Raw genomic sequence first — 23052 nt, forward strand, 5'->3', positions numbered from 1 at the left:
GTGTCTAGGTGTCGAAGGTTATACCGTTATCTAACGTTTCATGTTCGGCACATCCTGGGTTCGGGTCCGGCACGCTGCCGAGGCGGGGCAAGTGCGCTATAATGCCGCCCCGTTCGAGCCCGCCGCCGGCCTCACGGCCGATCAGAAGCGGGCGTGTCGACCCACCAAGGAGCGTCTTGTCCATGACCGTGATTCGCCAGGATGACCTCATCCAGAGCGTCGCCGATGCCCTGCAGTACATCTCCTACTACCACCCCAAGGACTTCATCGACGCCATGGCGGCGGCCTACGAGCGTGAGGAGAACCCCGCGGCCAAGGACGCCATCGCCCAGATCCTGATCAACTCGCGGATGTGCGCCACCGGGCACCGACCGATCTGCCAGGACACCGGCATCGTCACCGTGTTCGTGCATGTCGGCATGAATGTGCGCTTCGAGGCCGAGATGAGCCTCGACGACATGGTCAACGAGGGTGTGCGCCGTGCCTACAAGCTGCCGGACAACGTGCTGCGAGCCTCGGTACTGGCCGATCCGGACGGCAAGCGGGCCAATACCGGCGACAACACCCCGGCGGTCATCCATCACAAGCTGGTGCCCGGCGATACGGTCGAGGTGCACGTGGCGGCCAAGGGCGGCGGCAGCGAGGCCAAGTCCAAGTTCGCCATGCTCAATCCTTCCGACAGCGTGGCCGACTGGGTGCTCGAGCAGCTGCCCAAGATGGGTGCCGGCTGGTGCCCGCCGGGCATGCTGGGCATCGGCATCGGTGGCACCGCCGAGAAGGCCATGGAGCTCGCCAAGGAGTCGCTGCTCGACCCGATCGACATCCAGGACCTCCAGGCCCGTGGGGCGTCGAATCGCGCCGAGGAGCTGCGTCTCGAACTCTTCGACAAGGTCAATCAGACCGGCATCGGCGCCCAGGGGTTGGGCGGGCTGACCACGGTGCTCGACATCAAGGTCAAGGACTACCCGACCCATGCCGCCAACAAGCCGGTGGCGATCATCCCCAATTGCGCGGCCACCCGGCATGCCCACTTCACGCTGGAGGGCAACGGGCCTACGGCCCTGCCGGCGCCGAGGCTCGAGGATTGGCCCGAGATCACCCGCGAGGCGGGCGACAACGTCAAGCGCGTCGACCTGGATGCCGTCACCCCGCAAGAGGTGCAGAGCTGGCAACCCGGCGACACCCTGCTGCTCAACGGCAAGCTGCTGACCGGTCGCGATGCCGCCCACAAACGCATGGTCGACATGTTGGCCAAGGGTGAATCGCTGCCGGTGGACCTCAAGGGGCGTTTCATCTACTACGTGGGCCCGGTCGATCCGGTCGGTGACGAGGTGGTGGGGCCGGCCGGGCCCACCACCGCGACCCGCATGGACAAGTTCACCCGTACCATGCTCGAGCAGACCGGCCTGCAGGGCATGGTCGGCAAGGCCGAGCGCGGCGAGGCGGCCATCGAGGCGATCCGCGACAACCAGGCGGTCTACCTGATGGCGGTAGGGGGCTCGGCCTACCTGGTCGCCCAGGCGATCAAGCAGGCCCGCGTGGTCGGCTTCGAGGACCTGGGCATGGAGGCCATCTATGAGTTCGAGGTGGAGGACATGCCGGTGACCGTGGCCGTGGACAGCGCGGGCACCTCGGTGCACCAGACCGGCCCGGCGAAGTGGAAGGAGATCATCGCCGAGCGTGTGTGACGCCGCATGATGCTCGTGACGGCCCCGCCATCTGGCGGGGCCGTCGTGGTTATGAGTATGCTGGGCGCGCCATTGTTGCACTTGTCCCACGGAAAGGGAGTTCCCCATGACGTCATGGCTGTTCGGCCTGCTGATCCTCGCCATGCACTTGCTCGGGATGTTGTCGGCGGTGCAGGCGCTGATGTCGGCGCGTACCTCCCAGGGGGCGATCGCCTGGATTCTCTCGCTGGTGACCGTGCCTTATCTGGCGTTGCCGGCTTACTGGGTGTTCGGGCGTCCGCGCTTCTACGGCTATGTCTCTGCACGCGGCGAGCGTGACACCGTGCTGCGCCGCGTGCTCGATGGCTATCGCGAGCGTGTCGCGCCCTATACGACCGGTGCCCGGGAAGCCGATGTGCGGGCGGTGGAGAAATTGGCGATGATGCCGATGACTCGCGGCAACCAGGCTGAGTTGTTGATCGACGGTGAGGCGACCTTCGAGAGCCTGTTCGCCGGCCTAGATGCCGCCGAGGACTACATCCTGATCCAGTTCTTCATCGTGCGTGACGACGATCTTGGGCGGCGACTCAGCGAGCGTCTGTGTGCGGCGGCAGAACGGGGGGTTTGGGTACGGTTCCTGTATGATGAGATCGGTAGTCATGCCCTGCCGGAGCGCTATCTCAAGGCGTTGCGTGAGGCCGGCGTCGAGGTCAGCGCCTTCCATTCGTCACGCGGTTTTCGCCATCGTTTCCAGCTCAACTTCCGCAACCATCGCAAGATCGTGGTGGTCGATGGCCACCAGGGGTGGGTAGGAGGCTTCAACGTAGGGGTCGAGTACTTGGGGTGGAAGGCGCGTCATGGGCATTGGCGCGACACGCACCTCAAGCTCGTCGGCCCCAGCGTGCTGGGCCTTCAGGAGGCCTTCTGGGAAGACTGGCATTGGGCGACCGGGGAGGTGGTTCGCCTGGACTGGCAGCCGCGGGAAAGCGCGGGGGCGTCCCAGAACGTGGTCATCGTGCCTTCGGGGCCGGCGGACCCCCAGGAGACCGCCAGCCTGTTGGTTCAACACGCCATTCACCGTGCTCGTGAGCGGCTGTGGATCACCAGCCCCTATTTCGTGCCGGACCACAGCGTGCAGGATGCCCTGCGCCTGGCGGCGATGCGCGGGGTGGACGTCCGCATCATGATGCCCGAACGGCCCGATCACCTGCTGGTCTTCCTGTCGGCCTTTTCGTTCTTGCCCGACATGTTGCGTGCCGGGGTCAAGGTCTATCGCTACCAGCCGGGGTTCTTGCACCAGAAGGTGATCCTGATCGATGAGGCGGCGGCCTGTGTCGGTACCGTCAATCTCGATAACCGCTCCTTCCGGCTCAATTTCGAGATCACCGCCTTCGTCCCCGACCGTGGCTTCGCCGGCGAGGTGGAGGCGATGCTGCTGGAGGATTTCGCCAATTGCCGCGAAGTCTCGCTGGAGGAGATCCTTGCGCGGCCGCTGTGGAAGAAACTGATCTCGCGGGGCGCCTACCTGTTCGCGCCGGTGCAGTGAGTAGGGCGCGCGTCGAATCGCCTTGGGTCGCCGGGCCCGCTGGGGTACATTAGCCACCTTCATAATGCATTCTGATCGGGAGTCGTGGTGAATCTCGAGACCAAGTGGCTGGAAGACTTCGTCGCCCTGGCCAATACCCGCAGCTTTTCCGCCTCGGCTCGCCAGCGTCATGTCACGCAGCCCGCCTTCAGCCGTCGGATTCGCTCCCTGGAGCAGGCCGTCGGCACGACCCTGGTCGACCGCTCCACCACGCCGGTCGACCTGACCTCGCAGGGCCAGCTGTTCCTGGTGACCGCGCGCAACATGGTCGAGCAACTCAATGAGAGCTTGGGGCACCTGCGCGGGCTCTCCATGGCCAACGAGGCGCTCGATATCGTCGCCGCCCATTCGCTGGCGCTGAGCTTCTACCCGCCCTGGATCTCGCGCCTACAGAAGGGCCTCGGGGAGCTGCCGACTCGTTTGGTGGCGATGAACGTGGGTGATGCCATCCACGTGCTGCGGGAGGGCAACTGCGACCTGATGCTGGCCTACTACGACCCCTATGCGACCATGCAGCTCGACGCCGAGGTCTTCCCGTCGTTTTCCATCGGCCAGGTAAAGATGGTGCCGGTGAGCCTGCCCGATTCGTCGGGCAAGCCGCGTTTCTCGCTGGAAGGCCGCCAGGAGGTCCCCTACCTGGCCTATACCCAGGGCGCCTTCCTGGGGCGCAGCGTGCGCATGCTGCTCAAGAACGACCCGCTACGCATGCGCCTGCGGGTGGTCTACGAGACGGCCATGGCAGAGGGGCTCAAGGGCATGGTCATGCAGGGGGTGGGCATGGCCTGGATCCCCGACTTCTGCATCCGCGAAGAGCTCAAGAGCGGCCGCTTGGTGCGGGCGGGGGCCGAGAACTACGACGTACCACTGGAGATCCGCCTCTATCGCTGCTCGATGGTGCACAAACCCGGGGTGGAGAAGCTGTGGCGACAGATGATGAAGCTGCCTCGGGATTTCCTTCAGGCCTGACAAAGGGAGTGCCCTATTACGCTCGATAGCGTGGCCACCGGCGCGGCCCGCTATTCTCATGCGGCAGGCGGCAGGCGACAGGCCGGCCGTTGTGCGGCGACGGTGATCACCCCAATCTTCGTGTGCGACGGACATCCTTACCTCCGTAGCGGCTCAAGCATCAGCGCCTGGTGAGCTGGGTCCTTCTATAGCCTGTCATGGCCCGCCGAAATCGGCGGGTAGGCCGAGGAAGTTCTGGATGATGAAGAAGTGGTCCTCGAACAGGGCGTCCGGTTCGAGGTCGGCCAGCGGTACCCAGCGGGCATGGTCGCCTCCCTTGACCGGCTTGAGCTGTGGCAGCTGCTGCTCCGGGCGCAGCGCGAAGTAGAAGGCCTCGGCCAGGGTGCGCCCCCGCCAGCTGCGATGCGGTTCATCGAACAGCCGTTGACCGCGCAGCGAGCCCTTCAGCACCGGCTCCGGCACCTTGAGGCGGACCCGTTCGCGAAGCTCGCGCAGGCAGGCATCCAGCAGCCGCTCCTGAGGATTGATGAAGCCGCCGGGCAGGGCATAGAGTCCCTTGCCGGGGGCCGCCGTGCGCTTGACCAGTAGGACGTGCCCCGACTGGACGACCACCGCGCAGACGGTGACGAACACCGGCGAGTAGGGCGCCTGGGCCCAGGCCTGTCGGTACTGTTCCAGCAATCCCTGTTCCTCGACTCGCTGCTCGAAGGCTTCGGTGTCGAGAAAATCCTTGAGGCTATCCACCACGCCCGGCGGTAGATCGTGAGAGGCGCCGGTGCTGACGTAGTCCGTCGCGGCGCTCGATGAGCGGAACAGCCGTTCGCGGATCTGGCTGGCCGAGATGCCTTCGACCATCGGCACACTGACCGACTCCCATTGGGGAAACAACGCCAGGTAGTAGCTGGACTGTCCGCGGCTGGCGCCGATCAGGCCGATGCGCGGCAGGCGGGCATGGCGTGGCGTGGCGATGTCGCGCACCTTGCGCTGCACGTCGCGGACCCAGACATCGTTGTTGTAGAGCGCATCGAGCAACGGCACGATTTCGAGCCGGGCGTTGTCGGCGGCGTCGAAGGCGCTCCTCAGCATGCGCCGGCGTTCATCGAAGTGCCAGGGATTACGCAGCGAGCGCGCCTGCCAGGCGGAGCCAACCAGCACGATGACCTGCTGGGCCCGCTTCAGCGCCTCGTCGATCACGGCCAGGTGCCCCAGGTGCGGGGGCTGGAAGCGGCCGATGAAGACCAGGCAATCGAAGTCGGAGGATGACGGCTCGGCGTCCGGCGACAGGCACATGACAGGGCTCCGGCGAGAAAAGCGTCCATTATGGTGGGCCCCATGGGGGCGCGCAATGTTCGTGGCCCCGGGGATGCTGAGGTATGCTGAAGGGGCAAAGGACTGTGAAGGAGACATCGTCGATGTGGAGTCGTATCAAGCGGGTCGTGCTCTTCTGGTGGGGCGTGCTGCGTGACGCCGTCAAGCTATGGGTGGAGCGCAACGCCTTCAGTTATGCCGGGTCGCTGGCCTTTTATACGCTGTTTTCGCTGGCGCCGACGATCATCATCGCGGTGACCGTCATCGGCCTGGTGTTGGGCGAAGAGGCCGCCCAGGGTCAGATCGTCGCCCAGCTGGAGGGCACCATGGGCACCGGGGCCGCCGAGGCGATCCAGAGCGCGGTGGCCCAGTCACGCATCGAGTCGTCCGGCCTGTGGCCAACCCTGATGGGCTTCGGGGCCCTGCTGGTCGGGGCGACGACGGTGTTCGGGCAGATGCAGTACTCGCTGAATACGCTGTGGGGCGTCACCGCTAATCCACGCGCCAACAGCCTGTTGTTGCTGCTCAAGAAGCGCACCCTGTCGATGGCGGTGGTGCTGGCCATCGGTTTCATCCTGCTGGTCTCGCTGGTGCTGGGAGTGGTGGTCACCTCGTTGCTGCATGCCGCCGACAACCTGCTGCCGTTCGTCGGCGCCCTGACTGCCGGCGTCGAGTTCCTGGTGGCGATGGCGCTGGTCAGTGCGTTGTTCGCGACCATCTTCCGGGTGTTGCCGGACGTGGTGCTGAGCTGGCGCGACGTGATCGTCGGTGCCGTGGTCACGGCGCTGCTGTTCGCCGTGGGCCGCAGCGCCATCGCCACCTACCTGGCCTACACCGCGACCGCATCCACCTACGGGGCGGCGGGTTCGGTGGTGGTCGTGCTGCTGTGGGTCTACTACAGCTCGCTGATCCTGCTGTTCGGCGCCGCCTTCACCAAGAGCCTGCTACTGGCCCGCGGCGGCAAGGTGATCCCGCGCAATACCGCCGTGTTGGTGAATCAAGAGCTCGTCGAAGACGCGCCGCGTGACGAGGCCAAGCACTGGTGGCCCGGGCGCCATCGGCAGTCGGAAACAGGGGAAGCACAACCACGAGAAGGGGCGACCGAGGATGGTGACGACAGCACCGTCGTGGGAGGGGCCGAGGCGCCTTCCAGGCGCACGCCGCCGGAGCATTGAGCCCCGGCGGGTGTCTTTGTCACCGAGGGGCTTCGGCGTGATGCGCACACGACATCGACGATCAGGAGGAACCAGTGGAGCATTATGCGATCAAGGCACGGGTCAGCGGCAGGGTCCAGGGCGTCTACTATCGCCGCGCGACCCAGGAGCGTGCCCGGCAAGCAGGCTTGACGGGGCACGCGCTTAATCTCGCCGATGGCCGCGTGGAAGTGCTGCTGTGCGGCCCGCGCGAGGACGTCCGCGGCGTCGCACAATGGCTCTGGCAGGGATCGCCGGGCGCCGAGGTGTCGGACGTCGCGATCGACGAGATCGATCTCGAGAGGGGGGCGCCGGTCGATTTCACGACCGGCTGAAAGCGTCTCAGGAGGATCTCAGGCGAGGGTGTCGGTGATCCACTCCACCACGGCTGCCCCGTCGACGCCGAGGCCCACGTCGGCCAGCGGGGTCTGCGACCAGCGCGGAGAGATGAAGGCGCGTTGGTGAGGCGCGAACAGGGTCTGGCCCTCCGCCGGCCCTTCGGTGGCCACGTTCAGATGGCCGCTGGCGGTGGTGAAGAGCTCGGGGCGTACCAGCCAGGCGAGAGCCAGGCTGTCGTGTGGGCAGCAGCCATCGATGCCCAACGCGTTCTGATAGAACTCGCGGTAGAAGGCGTAGCTGCCGGCGAGTACCTCGCCCAGGGGGCCCTGGCCGGCGGCGATGCGCCGCATATGGCTCGGGGTCAGCACGCAGCGGTGGGTGACGTCCAGGCCGACCAGCGTCAGCGGCCAGCCGGCGGTCAGCACCCGCTGGGCGGCATGCGGGTCATTGAAGATGTTGGCCTCGGCTACCGGCGTGACATTGCCACCTTCCTTGATCGAGCCGCCCATGACCACCACGCGTTTGACGCGCTCGGTGATGCTCGGGTCGAGCTGCAGGGCGGCGGCCAGGTTGCCGAGCGGGCCCACGGCGACCAAGGTGACCTCGCCGGGGCGCGCATTGACCGTGTCGACGATGAACTGTGCCGCACTGCATGATTCGGCCTGGCCGGTCACCGCCGGTAGTTCGATGTCGCCCAGGCCATTGGCGCCATGGATATGCGCGGGTGCCGGATGGCGCGGCTTGACCATCGGTGCCGCGGCACCCTGGGCCACGGGGACACGATGGCCGGCCAGCTCACTCAGCAGCAGGGCGTTGTGGGTCGCCGTCTCGATGTCGACGTTGCCGAAGGTGGTGGTCATCCCCAGCAGCTCGATATCGGGATGGCGCAAGGCGATGGCGATGGCCTGGGCGTCGTCGACGCCCGGGTCGGTGTCGAAGATGATCGGTTCTGACATGCGGTCCTCTGCGGTCGTTCAGGGGGTGCTCGGTGCCTGGTGCAGCCACTGCTCCACCTCGGCGGCCCGGGGAATGCTCTCGGCGGCGCCGTGGCGTTGCACGCTCAGGGCCGCGGCCGCCGCGGCCCGTGCCAGGCAGGTTTCGGGGGCGACGCCGGCCTGCACCGCGGCCAGGTAGTAGCCGATGAAGGTGTCGCCGGCCGCGGTCGTATCCACGGCGGCGGCCGGCAGCGGTGACTGGAAATGACGCGTCTCGCCGTGTTGGTACCAGGCACCATCGCCGCCCAGGGTCAATACCGTCTCGGTGCTGGGGAGGCGTTTGTACAGGGCATCCAGTAGGGCGTTGGCCGGGCTACCGGCGGGCAGCCCGGTGAGCATCTCGGCCTCGCCGCGATTGACGAACAGCAGGCGGCAGGCCTCGAGGGGCAGGTCGGCGACGTCGGCGGTCATCGGTGCCGGGTTGAAGGCGATGTTCAGCCCGCGCTCCGACGCGGCGCCCAGCAGATAGGGCAGGGCGTTGCATTCGTTCTGGGCCAACAGCCAGTCGCCGGGGGCGGCTGCGGCCAGGTGGGCATCGAGCCCCTCTTCGCTGACGCCATGATTGGCACCGGGGAACAGCAGGATGGCGTTCTCGCCTCGATCATCCACCTGGATGATGGCGTGCCCACTGGGGTCGTCTACCAGCTGGACGCGTTCGATATCGATGCCCGATGCCTCGAGCAGGTCACGGGCCCAGGCGTCGTGGCGGCCGAGGCGGCCCCAGTGCCGAACACGGCCGCCTGCTCGAGCCATGGCCAGCGACTGATTGGCGCCCTTGCCACCGAGCCCTACACGATAGTCGTGGCTCATGAGCGTCTCGCCGGGCGTGACCAGGTGAGGAACGCGATAGATGTGGTCGAGGTTGATCGACCCGTAGTTGTGCAGCATGCCGTGCGTCCGAAAGATGGGCGTAGACGAAAATGATAACGGTGGGAGGCCCGAAGCGCCATGGTCGGGGCCTCCCGCCTAGGCCCCGAGGGGTGATAGGGATTTATACCGTTATCTCACTTCAAAAGCTTCCAATTCCCTTGAGGCTTTCGCCGATCAAATCAAATCAGGTTTGTCGCCGTGAGGTCGACGATCCGCTGACGTGCCTCAAGGCTGATCCAGGCGCTATGCGGGGTGACGATCAGGTTGAGTGGTTCACCCAGGGCATCGATCAGCGGATGCCCCTGGCGCGGGGGCTCCTCGGGCAACACATCCACCGCCAGGCCGCCGAGCCGGCCCGCACGCAGGGCCTCCAGGGCGGCGAGCTCATCGATCATCCCGCCCCGGGCGCAGTTGACCAACAACGCCGACGACTTGAGCCGAGCCAGCAACGCGGCATCCACCAGGTGATGGCTGGCCTCGGTGAGCGGGCAATGCAGGCTGATGGCGTCGGCGCTGGGGGCGAGCTCGGCAAGACTTGGCCGCTCGTCATGCAGGGCGCCGGGGCGTGCCGAGAAGACGGCCTCCATGCCGAAGGCGTCGGCGAGTTGAGCGACCCGAGTGCCGAGCTCGCCCTGGCCGACGATCACCAACCGTTTGCCTTCGAGCTGTAGCGTGGTGTGATCCATCAAACAGAAAAACGGGCTTTCTCCCCAACGGCCTTCGGCGACGTCGCGCTGGTAACAGGGCAGCTGCGCCGCCAGGCCGAGCAGCTGCATCAGGGTATGCTGTGCCACGCTCGCCGTGCCATAGGCGGCGACATTACTCACCCGGATGCCGCGACGCTCGGCTTCGTCCATGGCGATGTTGTTGGTGCCGGTGGCCAGCACGCAGATCCGTTTGAGGTCGGGCAGGGCGGCCAGGGTATCGGCGTCGATCACCACCTTGTTGACGATGGCGACCTCGGCACCGGCGAGCCGGCTCGCGGCCTCGTCGCGCGCGGTGAAATCGTGCACGTCGAGGCGCGAGACCCGCTCGCGGATCGGTGTCAGGTCGATATCATCGCCGAGGCTGGCGGCATCGAGAATCACGGCATGCATGGCGGTCTTCCTTGTCGTTGGTAGAGTCTCGCCAGGGCTGGGCCTAGGGCCTGGCGACAGGCTATAATAGCGGGCCTTCAGGGCAGGCTTGGTTGGAATTGTCGCCGCCCGACCTCATATCGCAGCACGTTTTGCGGGCATTGGTTGGCCCGCATCGCCCTCTGGGGGCGTCGTTACCGGGAGACATCGAACCATGCCCATCTACGAATATCAGTGCAAGGCCTGCGGCCATCGCCTGGAAAAGCTGCAGAAGATCAGCGCCGCGCCGCTCACCGACTGCCCGGCCTGTGAACAGGCCGAGCTCGACCGCCTGGTCTCCGCGGCGGGTTTTCGCCTGGCCGGCGGGGGCTGGTACGAGACCGACTTCAAGTCCGGCAGCAAGAAGAATCTGGCCGGTGGCGGCGACGAGACGTCCGGGTCGGCGGCCTGACCGCGGTCGTCGCCTCTTCACACCCTTTCATGCAACAGAACAGGATACGACATGCGCAGCCATTATTGCGGCCAGCTGAACGAGACCATGGTGGATCAGACGGTCACCGTGTGCGGCTGGGTCCATCGCCGCCGTGACCATGGTGGGGTCATCTTCCTCGACATGCGCGACCGGGACGGCATCGCCCAGATCGTGGTCGATCCCGACACCGCCGAGGCGTTCGCCAATGCCGACCGTGCTCGCAACGAATATGTGCTGCGCATCAGCGGCCGCGTGCGCCTGCGTCCCGAGGGCACGCAGAATCCGAACATGCCCACCGGGCTGATCGAGGTGCTGGCCAAGGATGTAGAGGTGCTCAACACCGCCGCCACGCCGCCGTTCCAGCTCGACGAGCATGGCAAGGTCGGCGAGGAAGTGCGCCTCAAGCATCGTTACATCGACCTGCGTCGTCCGGAGATGATCGAGAAGCTGCGCCTGCGCTCGCGGATCTCTCACAGCGTGCGCGCCTACCTCGAAGGCCAGGGCTTCCTCGACATCGAGACGCCGATCCTGACCCGTGCCACCCCGGAAGGTGCCCGCGACTACCTGGTGCCGAGCCGTACCCATGCGGGCAGCTTCTTCGCGCTGCCGCAGTCACCGCAGCTGTTCAAGCAGCTGCTGATGGTGTCGGGCTTCGATCGCTATTATCAGATCGCCAAGTGCTTCCGCGACGAAGACCTGCGCGCCGATCGTCAGCCTGAGTTCACCCAGATCGATATCGAGGCCTCCTTCGTCGAGGAAGAGGACATCATGTCGATCACCGAACGCATGGTGCGCAACCTCTTCCAGGAGGTGCTGGACGTTGAGCTGCCCGAGTTCGCCCGCATGCCGTATGCCGAGGCCATGCAGCGTTTCGGCTCCGACAAGCCGGACCTGCGCATCCCGCTCGAGCTCACCGACGTCGACGACCTGATGAAGGACGTCGACTTCAAGGTGTTCTCCGGCCCGGCCAACGCCGACGACGGCCGCGTGGCCGCGCTCAAGGTCAAGGGCGGCGCGACGCTGACCCGCAAGGAAATCGACGAGTACACCAAGTTCGTCGGCATCTACGGCGCCCGTGGCCTGGCCTGGATCAAGGTCAATGAGCGCGCCCGTGGCCTCGAGGGGCTGCAGTCGCCGATCGTCAAGTTCATGGAAGGCGTGGTCGAGTCGCTGCTCGATCGTGTCGGCGCCGAGGATGGCGACATCATCTTCTTCGGCGCCGACAAGACCACCATCGTCAACGAGGCGCTGGGTGCGCTGCGGGTCAAGCTGGGTGAAGACCTCGAGCTCTACACCGCCGAGTGGGCCCCGCTGTGGGTGGTCGACTTCCCGATGTTCGAGGTCGACGGCAACGCCCGCCTGCAGGCCCTGCACCATCCGTTCACCGCGCCGTCCTGCGACGTGGAGACGCTCAAGGCCAATCCGGCCGAGGCGCTGTCCCGCGCCTATGACATGGTGCTCAACGGCACCGAGTTGGGCGGCGGCTCGATTCGTATCCACGATCAGGCCATGCAGCAGAGCGTGCTCGAGCTGCTCGGCATCGGCGAGGAAGAGGCCCGCGAGAAGTTCGGCTTCCTGCTCGACGCCCTGCAGTACGGCGCGCCGCCCCACGGTGGCCTGGCCTTCGGCCTCGACCGCCTGGTGATGCTGATGAGCGGTGCGCGCACCATCCGCGAGGTGATCGCCTTCCCGAAGACCCAGAGCGCGGCCTGCCTGATGACCGACGCCCCGGGCGAGGTCAACGGCGAACAGCTCAAGGAACTCAACATTCGCCTGCGCCAGAAGGCCCAGGCGGAAACCAGCGAGAACCCCGCCGAGTAATCGGCGCGCTTCCCGTGATCGCACCGGCGCCCCAGTGGCGCCGGTGGCGTTTCTGGGCGAGTGGGGCGGCTGCTCCGTGGTAGGTGAGCGCCCAGGGACGGGTTCACAGCGTCCTCGCCACGGCTTGCCCTCGGGAAAGCTCCTTATGGCGAGCGAGGAACGGCTTCCTGACTCACCGAAGAGACACGAAGGAGGGAATATGGCCGGCCATAGCAAGTGGTCCAACATCAAGCACCGCAAGGCGGCTCAGGACGCCAGGCGTGGCAAGATCTTCAACAAGCTGATTCGCGAGCTGAGCGTGGCCGCTCGCCAGGGCGGCGGCGACCCCGAGGACAATCCGCGCCTGCGCGCCGCGATGGACAAGGCGCTTAGCCACAACATGCCCAAGGATACGGTGCAGCGCGCGGTGGACCGTGGGGCCGGCAACACCGACGGCGACGCCATGGAGGAGGTCGTCTACGAGGGTTATGGCCCCGAAGGCGTGGCGATGATGGTCGAGGCGATGACCGACAATCGCAACCGAACTGTCTCCGAGGTGCGACACGCCTTCGGCAAGCATGGCGGCAACCTCGGCACCTCGGGATCGGTGGCCTTCATGTTCCACAAGCAGGGGCGGCTGACGCTGGCCGACGGCGTCGCGGAAGACGCCGTCATAGAGGCCACCCTGGCGGCCGAGCCCGAGGACATCGAGACCCTCGAGGACGGTCGACTCGAGGTAGTGACCACCCCTGGGCGCTTCGGCGCGGTCAAGGATGCCCTGGTGGAGGCGGATATCGTGCCCGAGGCCAGCGACGTCGGGCTGTTTCCGCAGACCTATACGCCCATCGACGACGTCGAGCTGGGCCGGCGTATCGTCAAGCTGGTCGATTGGCTCGAGGACCTGGACGATGTGCAGAATGTTTACACCAATGCCGACTTTGCCGATGCCATCCTGGAAGACTTGCATGATTGAGGCCGCGCAGTAATGCGGGCTGAGTATGGCGACTTCTACGCGCTGCACGACGATCAAAAATCGAGGAAAAGGATGAGCTGTTCCGGTCACGAGTCACCGCGAGGACGCGGTAACCCCATCCCTGGGGGCTTCTTTTCCCAGCCATGGTCAAAAGAACCTCGCTTCGCCTCGTTGCCGGTGCTCATCCCACACACCGCTGGTGCAGCAGGCCCAACATGCTGATTCTGGGCATCGATCCCGGCTCGCGGATCACCGGCTACGGGGTGCTGGATGTCACGACGCCCAAGCCACAGTACGTGGCCAGCGGCTGCATTCGCACTCGGGGCGACGACCTCGCCCAGCGCCTGGCCCAGGTCTATGCCGGGGTCGGCGAGGTGATCGGCGTGCATGGCCCTGGCGAATTCGCCATCGAGCAGGTCTTCATGTCGAAGAATGCCGACTCGGCGCTCAAGCTGGGGCAGGCGCGCGGCACCGCCATCGTCTGCGCCGCCAATCACGGCCTTCCGGTCAGTGAGTATGGGCCGCGCCAGATCAAGCAGGCGGTGACCGGTGGGGGCGGGGCCGACAAGGCCCAGGTACAGCACATGGTGACCGCCATCCTGGGGCTCTCCGGCACGCCCCAGGCCGATGCCGCCGATGCCCTGGCCATCGCCCTGACCCATGCCTATGCCCGGCTCGGGCTGATCCGCCAGGGCAGCTACGGTGGCGGCGGGCGAGGGCGCGGCAAGGCCTCCTCATGGCGAGACTTTCGCCCCGAGTGATGTCGCCTCATGGCGACGCATGATCGGTTGTCGAACAGCGTTCCACGGGCTGGCATGGCGCCGGAGGGACCAGTATAGTGAGCGCCACGCGCTGCGGATTCATCATCAAGGACAGTGACATATCATGATCGGACGCTTGCGAGGCACGCTGGTGGACAAGCAGCCCCCCTGGCTACTGGTGGACGTGGCCGGGGTCGGCTACGAGCTGGAAGCGTCCATGACCACCCTGGTGGCATTGCCCGGGCTCGGCGAGGAGGTGGCACTGCATACCCACCTGACCGTGCGTGACGACGCCCACCTTCTCTACGGCTTCGCCCGGGAGCAGGAGCGAGCCCTGTTTCGCGCCTTGATCAAGGTCAATGGCGTCGGCCCCAAGCTGGCCCTGGCGATCCTCTCGGGGATGGACGAGGATGCCTTCATCCGCTGCGTGATGGATGGCGACGTCAAGTCCCTGACACGCCTGCCCGGCGTCGGCAAGAAGACCGCCGAACGCTTGATCGTCGAGATGCGCGACCGCTTCCCGCACTGGGAGGCCGATACCGACGCACCGACGGCCGAGGCCGGGAGCCCCCGCGTCGCGGAGCCGCGTCAGGATCCGCTGGCCGAAGCCGAGGCGGCGCTGGTCAGCCTCGGCTACAAGTCCGCCGAGGCGGCGCGCATGCTCAGCGGCCTCGAGGAAGAGGGCAGCACCGAGGCCATCATCAAGGCGGCGCTCGCGCGGCGCATGGCGGGTTGATGGCCATGCGTGCTGCACACCCGTTGATGCCGATGCCGTCGGAGAAGCCTCATGCTGGAAACTGATCGCCTGATCGGTGCCGACGACCGCGATGGCGAAGGTCCCCTGGATCACGCCATCCGGCCCAAGCGGCTCGGCGACTACATCGGCCAGCCTCGGGTCCGCGAGCAACTGGAGATATTCATCCATGCCGCGCGGGGCCGCGACGAGAGCCTCGACCATACGCTGGTCTTCGGCCCGCCCGGGCTCGGCAAGACCACGCTTGCCAACATCATCGCCACCGAGATGGGCGTCGGGCTGAAGTCGACGTCCGGGCCGGTCCTCGAGCGCGCCGGCGATCTGGCCGCCATGCTCACCAACCTGCAGCCCGGCGATGTGCTGTTCATCGACGAGATTCATCGCCTCTCGTCGGTGGTGGAGGAGATCCTCTATCCCGCCATGGAGGACTTCCAGCTCGACATCGTGATCGGCGAGGGGCCGGCGGCGCGCTCGATCAAGCTCGACTTGCCGCCGTTCACCCTGGTCGGGGCCACCACTCGAGCGGGGCTTTTGACCTCGCCGCTGCGCGACCGCTTCGGCATCGTCCAACGCCTGGAGTTCTACTCCGTCGAGGAGCTCAGCGAGATCGTCGCCCGCTCGGCGCGCCTGCTCGGCGTCGCTGCCGATGATGACGGTGCCCGTGAGATCGCGCGACGTTCCCGGGGCACCCCGCGGATCGCCAACCGTTTGCTGCGTCGGGTGCGTGACTACGCCGAGGTTCGGGGCAGCGGCCACATCGATGCCGACGTCGCCGATCGGGCGCTCGACATGCTGCACGTCGATCATCATGGTCTGGATCACATGGACCGCCGGCTGCTGCTGGCGATGATCGAGAAGTTCGATGGCGGGCCGGTCGGGGTCGACTCCCTGGCCGCGGCCATCGGCGAGGAACGCGACACCATCGAAGACGTCATCGAGCCCTACCTGATCCAGCAGGGGCTGATGATGCGCACCGCCCGCGGCCGGGTGGTGACCCGCCAGGCCTGGCAGCACTTCGGCCTGGCCCCGGACGACCGCGCCCCGGCGCCTTCCCCAGACTGACCGAGACGAGGATTCCCGTGAACGATGCCATGTCCATTCCCCACCTGATCATCAACGCCAGCGGCGTGGTCCAGGCGGTGATGCTACTGCTGTTGCTGGGCTCACTGCTGTCCTGGGTGGTGATCTTCCAGCGCAGTTTCGTGATGCGCCGTGCCCGCAAGGCACACCGTGACTTCGAGGACCGCTTCTGGTCGGGGGTCGATCTCAACGAGCTGTATCGCGAGACGCCGGCCGAGCAGGAAACCCTCGGCGCCGAGCACATCTTTCGTGCCGGCTTTCGCGAGTTCAATCGCCTGATGCCCAAGACCCAGAGCCCGCAGGCCATCCTCGATGGCGTGCAGCGCAGCATGCGCGTGGCCTGGTCTCGCGAGGAAGACCGCCTCAACCTACACCTGGTGTTCCTGGCTACCGTGGCCTCGTCGAGCCCGTATATCGGGCTGTTCGGTACCGTGTGGGGCATCATGGGCTCCTTCCAGTCGCTGTCCATGGCCCAGCAGGCCACGCTCGGCACGGTGGCTCCCTGGATCGCCGAGGCGCTGATCGCCACCGCCATGGGCCTGTTCGCCGCGATTCCGGCGGTGATCTTCTATAATCGCCTGTCGTCTGAATCGTCGCGGCTGCTCGGCAAGTACGAGGACTTCGCCGAGGAGTTCCATTCCATCCTGCACCGCAACCTGCAGGGGCGCGGCGACAACGCCGCCGGCTGAGGAGGGCCACGCCATGCACGGACCCTTCAATCGCATGGGCCGGCGCAAGCCGATGAACGAGATCAATGTCGTGCCCTTCATCGACGTGATGCTGGTGTTGCTGGTGATCTTCATGATCACCGCCCCGATGCTGACGCAAGGCGTCAAGGTCGACCTGCCCCAGGTCAGTTCCGAACCCATCGAGGACAACGAGAATCGCGACCCGATCATCGTCTCGGTGGACGACGAGGGGCAGATCTATGTCAGCCTCAGCGGTGACGAGACCGCGGTCGATCTGGATGGTCTCGGCCAGCGCGTACAGGTCCTGCTCGAACGTGAATCGGGGACTCGGGTGTTGGTACGCGGGGACCGCAACGTGCCCTATGGGCAGATCGTCACCCTGATGAGCACCCTGCAGACCTCGGGCGTGGCCAATGTCGGGCTGATCTCCGAGCCCCCGCCCGGGGACGGCTGAGGAGGACGCATGGCCAGACAACGACGCCACGTCGGCTACGGGCTACCGCTGACCCTCGCCATCGGCCTTCACCTCGGGCTTCTGGTGATCAGCGTGATCCGCTTCCCGAGCGCCGACAGCGAGCCTCCTAACCAGGCGATCGTCCAGGCGACCCTGGTGCGCGCCGAGACCGCCACCGACCAGGCTCAGCAGGCGCAGCAACAGGCCCGAGCCGCGGCCAAGGCCGAGCAGCAACGCAAGGAGACCCAGGCCGCCGAACAGGCAGAAGCCGAGGCAGAGGCCGAACGCCAGCGTCGGCAGGAACAGGAACAGGCGGCGCAACGCGAGCAGGCTCGCGAGGCCGCCGAGCAGGCCGAGGCCGAGGCCGAACGCCGTGCCGAGCAAGCCGCGCAGCAGGAAGCCGAGCGTCAACGCCAGGCAGAGGCCGAGGCGGAAGCCGAACGTGAGCGCCAGGCCGAAGAAGAGGCCCGCAAGCAACGCGAAGCCGAGGCGGAGGCCGAACGTGAGCGCCAGGCCGAGGAAGAGGCCCGCAAGCAGCGTGAAGCCGAGGCGGAGGCCGAACGCAAGCGTCAGGCCGAGGAAGAGGCACGCAAGCAGCGTGAAGCCGAGGCGGAGGCCGAACGCAAGCGTCAGGCCGAGGAAGAGGCTCGCCAGCGCGCCGCCGAAGCCTCGCAGAGCAGCCTCGACCAGGCCATCGCCGGCGAGTCCGAGGCTGTGGCCAATGCGCAACAGGCCGAGGAGGCCGCCAACGGCTTCATCAACCTGGTTCGTCAGGCGGTGGAACAGGCCTGGGCGATTCCGCCCAACGTCTCCGACGGCGCCGCGGCCGAGATTTCGGTTCGCCTGGGGCCTTCCGGGGAGCTATTCGCCGCCAGCATCGGTCGTAGCAGTGGCAACAGTGCCTTCGACCGCTCTGCCCTGGACGCGGTGGAGACCGCCGCGCCCTTCGCCGAACTGCGCGAGCTGCCCGCATCGGTGCAGCGTGAGTATCGTGAGTTCACTCTCAGATTTCGACCGGGGGACATACGCTGATGAGAGCCTTGATGACCACCTGGCTGGCGGCCGTGCTGTGGCTATGCACGCCGCTTGCTCAGGCCGACCTGACCATCGACATTACCCGTGGCAACGAACAGGCCACCCCGATCGCCGTGGTGCCCTTCGCCGACGGCCAAGACCTGCCTCAGGACGTGGCGCAGATCGTTGCCGACGACCTGAAGCGCAGCGGTTACTTCGATCCGCTCGAACGCCAGGCAATGTTCGCCAAACCGAGCAGTGGCGATGAGGTCTCCTACGGGGACTGGCAGTCGCTGGATACCCGCTACCTGGTCGTGGGGCGGGTCAGCCGTTCGGCGGGTAACGTCGAGATCCGCTACGAACTGATGAACGTCAGCGGCGAATCACGCATGCTGGGCGAAGTCATCACCGCCGGGCAGGATCAGCTGCGTGGCGCCGCTCACCGTATCAGCGACAAGATATTTGAGGAGATCACCGGCATCCGCGGCGCCTTCTCGACCCGCATCGCCTATGTCACCTCCCAAGGCCTCGGCGACGATACCGCCTATCAGCTGTTCGTCGCCGACGCCGACGGGCGCAATAGCCATCAGGTGCTGAGCTCCGATCAACCGATCATGTCGCCGTCCTGGTCGCCGGATGGTAGCAAGCTGGCCTACGTGTCCTTCGAGTCCGGGCGCCCCGGCATCTACGTGCAGCAGGTGGACAGCGGGCGTCGGGTGCGCCTGACCTCCTTCGAGGGACTCAACAGCGCGCCATCCTGGTCGCCCGACGGCCGCCGCCTGGCCATGGCGTTGTCTCGCGACGGCCAGCCAGAAATCTATGTGATGGACATCGCCTCGCAGAATCTCCAGCGCATCACCAACAGTTCGAGTATCGAGACCGAGCCGTCATGGACACCGGACGGCGACGGCCTGATCTATACCTCGGACCGCAGCGGCGGCCCGCAGATCTATCGCCAGTCGCTTGGTGGCTCGCCGGAACGCATCACCTTCACCGGCAACTACAATGCACGGGCACGCTTCGCACCGGACGGCGAGTCCATCTTCCTGATCCATCGTGGCGCCAACGGTTATCGCGTTGCCCGCCAGGATCTGGAAAGCGGTCGACTGGTTGAACTCGGCGATGCTCGTCAGGCCGAGTCGCCAAGCGTTGCCCCCAATGGCACCATGGTCATCTTCGCCACCCAGCAGGGCGGAAATGGCGTACTGGGGGCCGTGTCCGCGGATGGGCGTGTCTCGTTCCGTCTACCCGCGGCACAGGGCGACGTGCGTGAGCCCGCCTGGTCCCCGTTTCTCAACTGACTGTACCCCCCCAAGGAAAGGAGTCTAACGATGCAAATCAAGCCCTATGCCCGTAGCCTGGCGATCGCCGCGTCATTGGCCGTGATGGCCGGTTGTTCAAGCACCGGTGGCACCCAGGATGGCAATATGAACGGCACCGCTAACGGCAATGGTAGCGGCGTGGGCACCGGCACCGCCGGTACCGGCCAGACCAGCGGCAGCGGCCTCGGCGAAGGTGCCGGCCAGATGGCCGGCTCGCGGATCCCCGAGGTCCGGACCATCTACTTCGCCTTCGACAGCGAGACCATTCGCCCCGAGTTCCAATCGGTGCTCGAGTCTCACGCTCGCTTCCTAAGCGACAACTCGAACGCCAGCGTGGTGCTGCAGGGGCATACCGATGAACGTGGTACCCGTGAGTACAACCTGGCCCTCGGCGAGCGCCGTGCCAACGCAGTGAAGCGCTTCATGAGCATCCAGGGCGTCTCGCCGTCCCAGGTCGAGGTGGTCAGCTACGGAGAGGAGCGCCCGGCCGCCCGCGGCGGCAACGAGGAAGCCTACGCCCAGAACCGTCGCGTGGTCTTCGCCTACTGAGACCGCCGCCGCGCCCGGCACCACGATAGGGAAGGGAGAATGCGATGAGACCTCGTCTCAGAATCTGGACCGCCGCTGGGGCCTTGAGCCTGCTGGCGACTCCGGCACTCGCGCAGCAGCCGGTGGTGGAGGAACTCACCGCCGGTGCCGGCAACAGCGGCGGCTTCTACGACCAGACGGCCACCCGCGAGCCTGCGGGTGGCCAACTGGAGATGTTCAACGAGATGCAGCGCAATCAGCAGCAGTTGCGCCAGCTGCGTGGACAGGTGGAGGAGCTGCGTTATCAGCTCGAACAGCTGAAACGCCAGACTCGCCAGCAGTACATGGATCTGGAAGACCGTCTGGCGAGCGGTGCTGCAGCCGGCGGTGGAACGTCGGCCCAGGCAGGCGCCGATAGCGCCGCCGAGGATGGCTCCCCGCCCGTCGACGAGGCGGCGGCCGCCGCCGCGTCGGGGCAGGGCGGCGCTGATGCTGGGGCGAGGAGCGACTATCAGGCGGCCTTCGCCAAGGTGCAGGCTCGCGAGTTCGGTGCCGCGACCCAGGCCTTCGAGGCCTTCGTCAAGGCGCATCCCGACGCTCAGCTGACCGCCAATGCCCACTATTGGCTCGGCGAGCTGCATTCTGCCGATGACGAGCTCGAGGCCGCCGATGCGGCCTTCCAGCGCGTGCTCGACGACTTCCCCGACAGCAACAAGGTGCCCGATGCGCTCTACAAGCTGGGCCTGCTCAAGGCTCGCCAGGGTGAACCGGAAGCCAGTCAGGTGTTGCTCGAGCGGGTCGAAGAGCAATATCCCGACAGCAGCGCCGCCAGCTTGGCCGCCGACTTCCAGCGTCAGTCGGGCAACTAGCCCCGGAGGTGTGCCATGACGACCTGTCAGATCGACTATGTAGCACCGCCAGGGCTGCTTGCCGGGCGGGTGATCCTGGTGACCGGTGCAGGAGATGGCATCGGGCGTGCCGCGGCGCTGAGCTACGCTCGCCACGGCGCCACGGTGATCCTGCTGGGTCGCACCACCGCCAAGCTCGAGGCGGTATACGACGCCATCGAGGCCGAGGGGCTTCCGCAGCCGGCGATCTTCCCGTTGAACCTCGAGGGGGCCACGCTCAAGGACTACCATGACATGGCCGAGGCCCTGCACCGGGAGTTCGGCCGCCTCGATGGCCTGTTGCACAATGCCGGACTGCTGGGCCAACTGACACCCTTCGCCCAGTATGACCCAGCATTGTGGGAGCAGGTGATGCAGGTCAACGTCACCGGACCGATCTGGATGACCCAGGCACTGCTGCCGCTGCTCGAGGCCTCGGAGGACGCCTCGGTGATCTTCACCTCGTCCTCGGTGGGGCGCCGCGGGCGCGCCTACTGGGGAGCCTATTCGGTCTCGAAGTTTGCCACCGAGGGTTTCATGGAGGTACTCGCCGACGAGGTGGAACACCTCGGCACGCTGCGTATCAACACCCTCAACCCCGGCGCGACACGTACCGCCATGCGCCACTCGGCGTATCCGGCGGAGGACTCCGCTACGCTACGCACACCGCAGGACATCATGCCCAGCTACCTGTGGCTGATGGGCCCCGACAGCCGCGGCCACAGCGGTGAGCGTTTCGACGCCCAGCCACCCCGACAATAATCGGCGCCGACGGTACGATGTACGGGCCTCCCCACGCGGGGAGGCCCGTTTTTCATGCTCGCCAGGGCCGCGTCGTTGTCGACTCGGCGAGACCGATGCTGGCTCAGCGGGAGCTCGTTGCCTGGACGAGGTCCTGCGAGAGCGCCAGGCTCAGCGTATCGGCGTCGGCGAACCATAAGTCTGCCGGCCATAGCCGGTAATCGTCGTCCTCGGCGATATAACCGTAGCCCACCGCCACGGCCGGCATGCCGGCCGCTCGGGCGGCCTGCATGTCGCGGTGATGATCGCCGAGATACCAGCAGTCGCCGGGCGCCACGTCGAGGCGCCGTGCCGCCTCGAGCAGCGGTGCCGGGTCGGGTTTCTTGACCGGCAGGTCATCGGCGCACAGCAAGGCCCCTGGCGTCAGGCCCAGGGCCTCGACCAGCGGCGCCGCGTAGGCACGCGGCTTGTTGGTGACGATGCCCCAGGGGCGACCGCTTTCGCTCCACTCGTCGAGCAGGCGATCCAGCGGTGGGAAGACCCGGCTGTCGACGGCCACCGCCGCGCCGTAGGCGGCCAGCAGGAAGGCTCGCGCCTCGTCATGGCCGGCGGTGTCGCGCTCGAGCCCGAGCGCCAGCGTGACCAGGGCGCTGCCGCCGTTAGAGACCTGGGCGCGGATCGCCGCGTAGGGCAGGGGCGCGAGGCCATGATGACCACGCAACGCATTGGTAGCCCGCGCCAGATCCGGGGCGGTATCCACCAGGGTGCCATCGAGGTCGAAGAGCAGCGCGGCGGGGCCCGGCCGTGGATGGCTCATGAGGCCTCCCGCCGGCAATACATCAGGTAATTGACCGAGACATCGGTGGCCGACAGCCGGTAGCGGCGGGTCAGCGGCTGATAGGTCAGGCCGCTCTGTTCGCAGACCGTGAGCTCGGCCTCGCGGCACCAGGTGGCGAGCTCCGAGGGGCGGATGAACTTGGCGTAGTCATGGGTGCCACGCGGCAGCATGCGCAGCAGGTATTCGGCGCCCACGATCGCCAGCGCATAGGCCTTGGGATTGCGGTTGATGGTCGAGAAGAATACCTGGCCACCGGGCTTGACCAGCCGCGTGCAGGCACGAATCACGGAGGCGGGGTCCGGCACGTGCTCGAGCATCTCCAGGCAGGTCACCACATCGAACTCGCCGGCATGGGCCTCGGCCATCGCCTCGACGCTGACCTGTCGATAGTCGACCGTCGCGCCGGTCTCCTCGGCGTGCAGGCGGGCCACCGCCAGCGGCGCCTCGCCCATGTCGATGCCGGTCACCTCGGCGCCGCGATGCGCCATGGCCTCGGCGAGGATACCGCCGCCACAGCCGACGTCGAGCACCCGGCGGCCGGCCAGCCCCGAGCGGGCGTCGATGAAGTCGAGGCGCAACGGGTTGATCTCGTGCAGCGGCTTGAACTCGCCGCCGGTATCCCACCAGCGATGGGCCAGGGCCTCGAACTTGGCGATCTCCGCCGCGTCGACGTTGTCCGCTTGCGACTGGCTTGCCGTCATCTGTGCTCTCCGTCGGTGTCGCCAGTCTGCCACTGTAGC

24 protein-coding genes are annotated in these 23052 nt (G+C 66.5%); 18 read left to right on the forward strand and 6 right to left on the reverse strand.

What is annotated here, in order from left to right; genetic code table 11:
* Positions 1-182: 182 nt before the first annotated feature.
* The 3 genes from ETC07_RS00735 to ETC07_RS00745 all read left to right on the forward strand — a co-directional run bounded on the left by ETC07_RS00735 (position 183) and on the right by ETC07_RS00745 (position 4218).
* Positions 183-1688, forward strand: a complete 1506-nt coding sequence (locus ETC07_RS00735; RefSeq protein WP_136246635.1) for a fumarate hydratase — start codon at positions 183-185, stop codon at positions 1686-1688.
* A 106-nt stretch (positions 1689-1794) separates the two neighbouring features.
* Entirely contained in the window at positions 1795-3213 is a 1419-nt protein-coding gene (gene cls, locus ETC07_RS00740) for a cardiolipin synthase (RefSeq protein ID WP_136246636.1), read from the forward strand.
* Between the two features lie 87 nt (positions 3214-3300).
* The gene (locus tag ETC07_RS00745) at positions 3301-4218 is read left to right on the forward strand and encodes a LysR substrate-binding domain-containing protein (protein ID WP_136246637.1); all 918 of its coding nucleotides are present in this window, start codon (positions 3301-3303) and stop codon (positions 4216-4218) included.
* A gap of 195 nt (positions 4219-4413) precedes the next feature.
* Here ETC07_RS00745 and ETC07_RS00750 read toward each other — a convergent pair whose 3' ends face one another.
* Positions 4414-5508: a bifunctional nicotinamide-nucleotide adenylyltransferase/Nudix hydroxylase gene (locus ETC07_RS00750; RefSeq protein WP_136246638.1), complete on the reverse strand. Its 1095-nt coding sequence runs from the start codon at positions 5506-5508 to the stop codon at positions 4414-4416.
* A 122-nt stretch (positions 5509-5630) separates the two neighbouring features.
* Here ETC07_RS00750 and ETC07_RS00755 point away from each other — a divergent pair, with 122 nt between their 5' ends.
* Positions 5631-6701 (forward strand): YihY/virulence factor BrkB family protein, encoded by a 1071-nt coding sequence (locus ETC07_RS00755; protein ID WP_306462081.1) that lies wholly within the window; start codon positions 5631-5633, stop codon positions 6699-6701.
* A 74-nt stretch (positions 6702-6775) separates the two neighbouring features.
* Positions 6776-7054 carry an acylphosphatase gene (locus ETC07_RS00760; RefSeq protein ID WP_136246639.1) on the forward strand — a complete coding sequence of 93 codons (279 nt, stop codon included), beginning with the start codon at positions 6776-6778 and terminating at the stop codon, positions 7052-7054.
* An 18-nt stretch (positions 7055-7072) separates the two neighbouring features.
* Here the strand turns inward: ETC07_RS00760 and ETC07_RS00765 are convergent, their stop codons facing one another.
* The 3 genes from ETC07_RS00765 to ETC07_RS00775 form a co-directional block, all read right to left on the reverse strand.
* Positions 7073-8014: a nucleoside hydrolase gene (locus ETC07_RS00765; protein ID WP_136246640.1), complete on the reverse strand. Its 942-nt coding sequence runs from the start codon at positions 8012-8014 to the stop codon at positions 7073-7075.
* An 18-nt stretch (positions 8015-8032) separates the two neighbouring features.
* Positions 8033-8941: a ribokinase gene (locus ETC07_RS00770; RefSeq protein WP_136246641.1), complete on the reverse strand. Its 909-nt coding sequence runs from the start codon at positions 8939-8941 to the stop codon at positions 8033-8035.
* Between the two features lie 161 nt (positions 8942-9102).
* The gene (locus tag ETC07_RS00775) at positions 9103-10020 is read right to left on the reverse strand and encodes a D-2-hydroxyacid dehydrogenase (protein ID WP_136246642.1); all 918 of its coding nucleotides are present in this window, start codon (positions 10018-10020) and stop codon (positions 9103-9105) included.
* 193 nt (positions 10021-10213) lie between these two features.
* Between ETC07_RS00775 and ETC07_RS00780 the strand changes: the two genes are divergently transcribed.
* The 13 genes from ETC07_RS00780 (at position 10214) to ETC07_RS00840 (ending at position 21495) form a co-directional block, all read left to right on the forward strand.
* The gene (locus ETC07_RS00780) at positions 10214-10450 is read left to right on the forward strand and encodes an FmdB family zinc ribbon protein (protein ID WP_136246643.1); all 237 of its coding nucleotides are present in this window, start codon (positions 10214-10216) and stop codon (positions 10448-10450) included.
* Positions 10451-10501: 51 nt separating this feature from the next.
* The gene (aspS, locus tag ETC07_RS00785; protein ID WP_136246644.1) at positions 10502-12292 is read left to right on the forward strand and encodes an aspartate--tRNA ligase; all 1791 of its coding nucleotides are present in this window, start codon (positions 10502-10504) and stop codon (positions 12290-12292) included.
* Positions 12293-12491: 199 nt separating this feature from the next.
* Positions 12492-13244 carry a YebC/PmpR family DNA-binding transcriptional regulator gene (locus tag ETC07_RS00790; RefSeq protein WP_136246645.1) on the forward strand — a complete coding sequence of 251 codons (753 nt, stop codon included), beginning with the start codon at positions 12492-12494 and terminating at the stop codon, positions 13242-13244.
* A 215-nt stretch (positions 13245-13459) separates the two neighbouring features.
* Positions 13460-14005 carry a crossover junction endodeoxyribonuclease RuvC gene (gene ruvC, locus ETC07_RS00795; RefSeq protein WP_136246646.1) on the forward strand — a complete coding sequence of 182 codons (546 nt, stop codon included), beginning with the start codon at positions 13460-13462 and terminating at the stop codon, positions 14003-14005.
* 124 nt (positions 14006-14129) lie between these two features.
* Entirely contained in the window at positions 14130-14741 is a 612-nt protein-coding gene (gene ruvA, locus ETC07_RS00800; RefSeq protein ID WP_136246647.1) for a Holliday junction branch migration protein RuvA, read from the forward strand.
* A gap of 51 nt (positions 14742-14792) precedes the next feature.
* Complete coding sequence (gene ruvB / locus ETC07_RS00805) at positions 14793-15821, forward strand: Holliday junction branch migration DNA helicase RuvB (protein WP_136246648.1); 1029 nt, start codon at positions 14793-14795, stop codon at positions 15819-15821.
* Between the two features lie 29 nt (positions 15822-15850).
* Entirely contained in the window at positions 15851-16528 is a 678-nt protein-coding gene (gene tolQ, locus ETC07_RS00810; RefSeq protein WP_205742493.1) for a protein TolQ, read from the forward strand.
* A gap of 13 nt (positions 16529-16541) precedes the next feature.
* Entirely contained in the window at positions 16542-16982 is a 441-nt protein-coding gene (gene tolR, locus ETC07_RS00815; RefSeq protein WP_136246650.1) for a protein TolR, read from the forward strand.
* A gap of 9 nt (positions 16983-16991) precedes the next feature.
* Positions 16992-18014 carry a cell envelope integrity protein TolA gene (gene tolA, locus ETC07_RS00820; RefSeq protein ID WP_136246651.1) on the forward strand — a complete coding sequence of 341 codons (1023 nt, stop codon included), beginning with the start codon at positions 16992-16994 and terminating at the stop codon, positions 18012-18014.
* Entirely contained in the window at positions 18014-19297 is a 1284-nt protein-coding gene (gene tolB / locus ETC07_RS00825; RefSeq protein ID WP_136246652.1) for a Tol-Pal system beta propeller repeat protein TolB, read from the forward strand. Before tolA ends, tolB begins: the two co-directional genes overlap by 1 nt.
* Before the next feature lie 30 nt (positions 19298-19327).
* Positions 19328-19867: a peptidoglycan-associated lipoprotein Pal gene (pal, locus tag ETC07_RS00830; protein ID WP_136246653.1), complete on the forward strand. Its 540-nt coding sequence runs from the start codon at positions 19328-19330 to the stop codon at positions 19865-19867.
* A 44-nt stretch (positions 19868-19911) separates the two neighbouring features.
* A complete protein-coding gene (gene ybgF / locus ETC07_RS00835) occupies positions 19912-20715 on the forward strand; it encodes a tol-pal system protein YbgF (RefSeq protein WP_136246654.1) in 804 nt (267 codons plus the stop codon).
* Positions 20716-20730: 15 nt separating this feature from the next.
* On the forward strand, positions 20731-21495 hold the full coding sequence (locus ETC07_RS00840; RefSeq protein ID WP_136246655.1) for a YciK family oxidoreductase: 765 nt from the start codon (positions 20731-20733) through the stop codon (positions 21493-21495).
* Positions 21496-21598: 103 nt separating this feature from the next.
* On the opposite strand, the gene ETC07_RS00845 is transcribed toward ETC07_RS00840, so the two are convergent.
* Positions 21599-22291 carry an HAD-IA family hydrolase gene (locus ETC07_RS00845; RefSeq protein ID WP_136246656.1) on the reverse strand — a complete coding sequence of 231 codons (693 nt, stop codon included), beginning with the start codon at positions 22289-22291 and terminating at the stop codon, positions 21599-21601.
* Positions 22288-23013, reverse strand: a complete 726-nt coding sequence (gene ubiG / locus ETC07_RS00850) for a bifunctional 2-polyprenyl-6-hydroxyphenol methylase/3-demethylubiquinol 3-O-methyltransferase UbiG (protein ID WP_136246657.1) — start codon at positions 23011-23013, stop codon at positions 22288-22290. The genes ETC07_RS00845 and ubiG overlap by 4 nt, the downstream gene beginning before the upstream one ends.
* Positions 23014-23052 lie beyond the last annotated feature (39 nt).

The organism is Halomonas borealis (genome assembly GCF_004798905.1).
In the GTDB taxonomy this organism is placed as follows: domain Bacteria; phylum Pseudomonadota; class Gammaproteobacteria; order Pseudomonadales; family Halomonadaceae; genus Halomonas; species Halomonas borealis.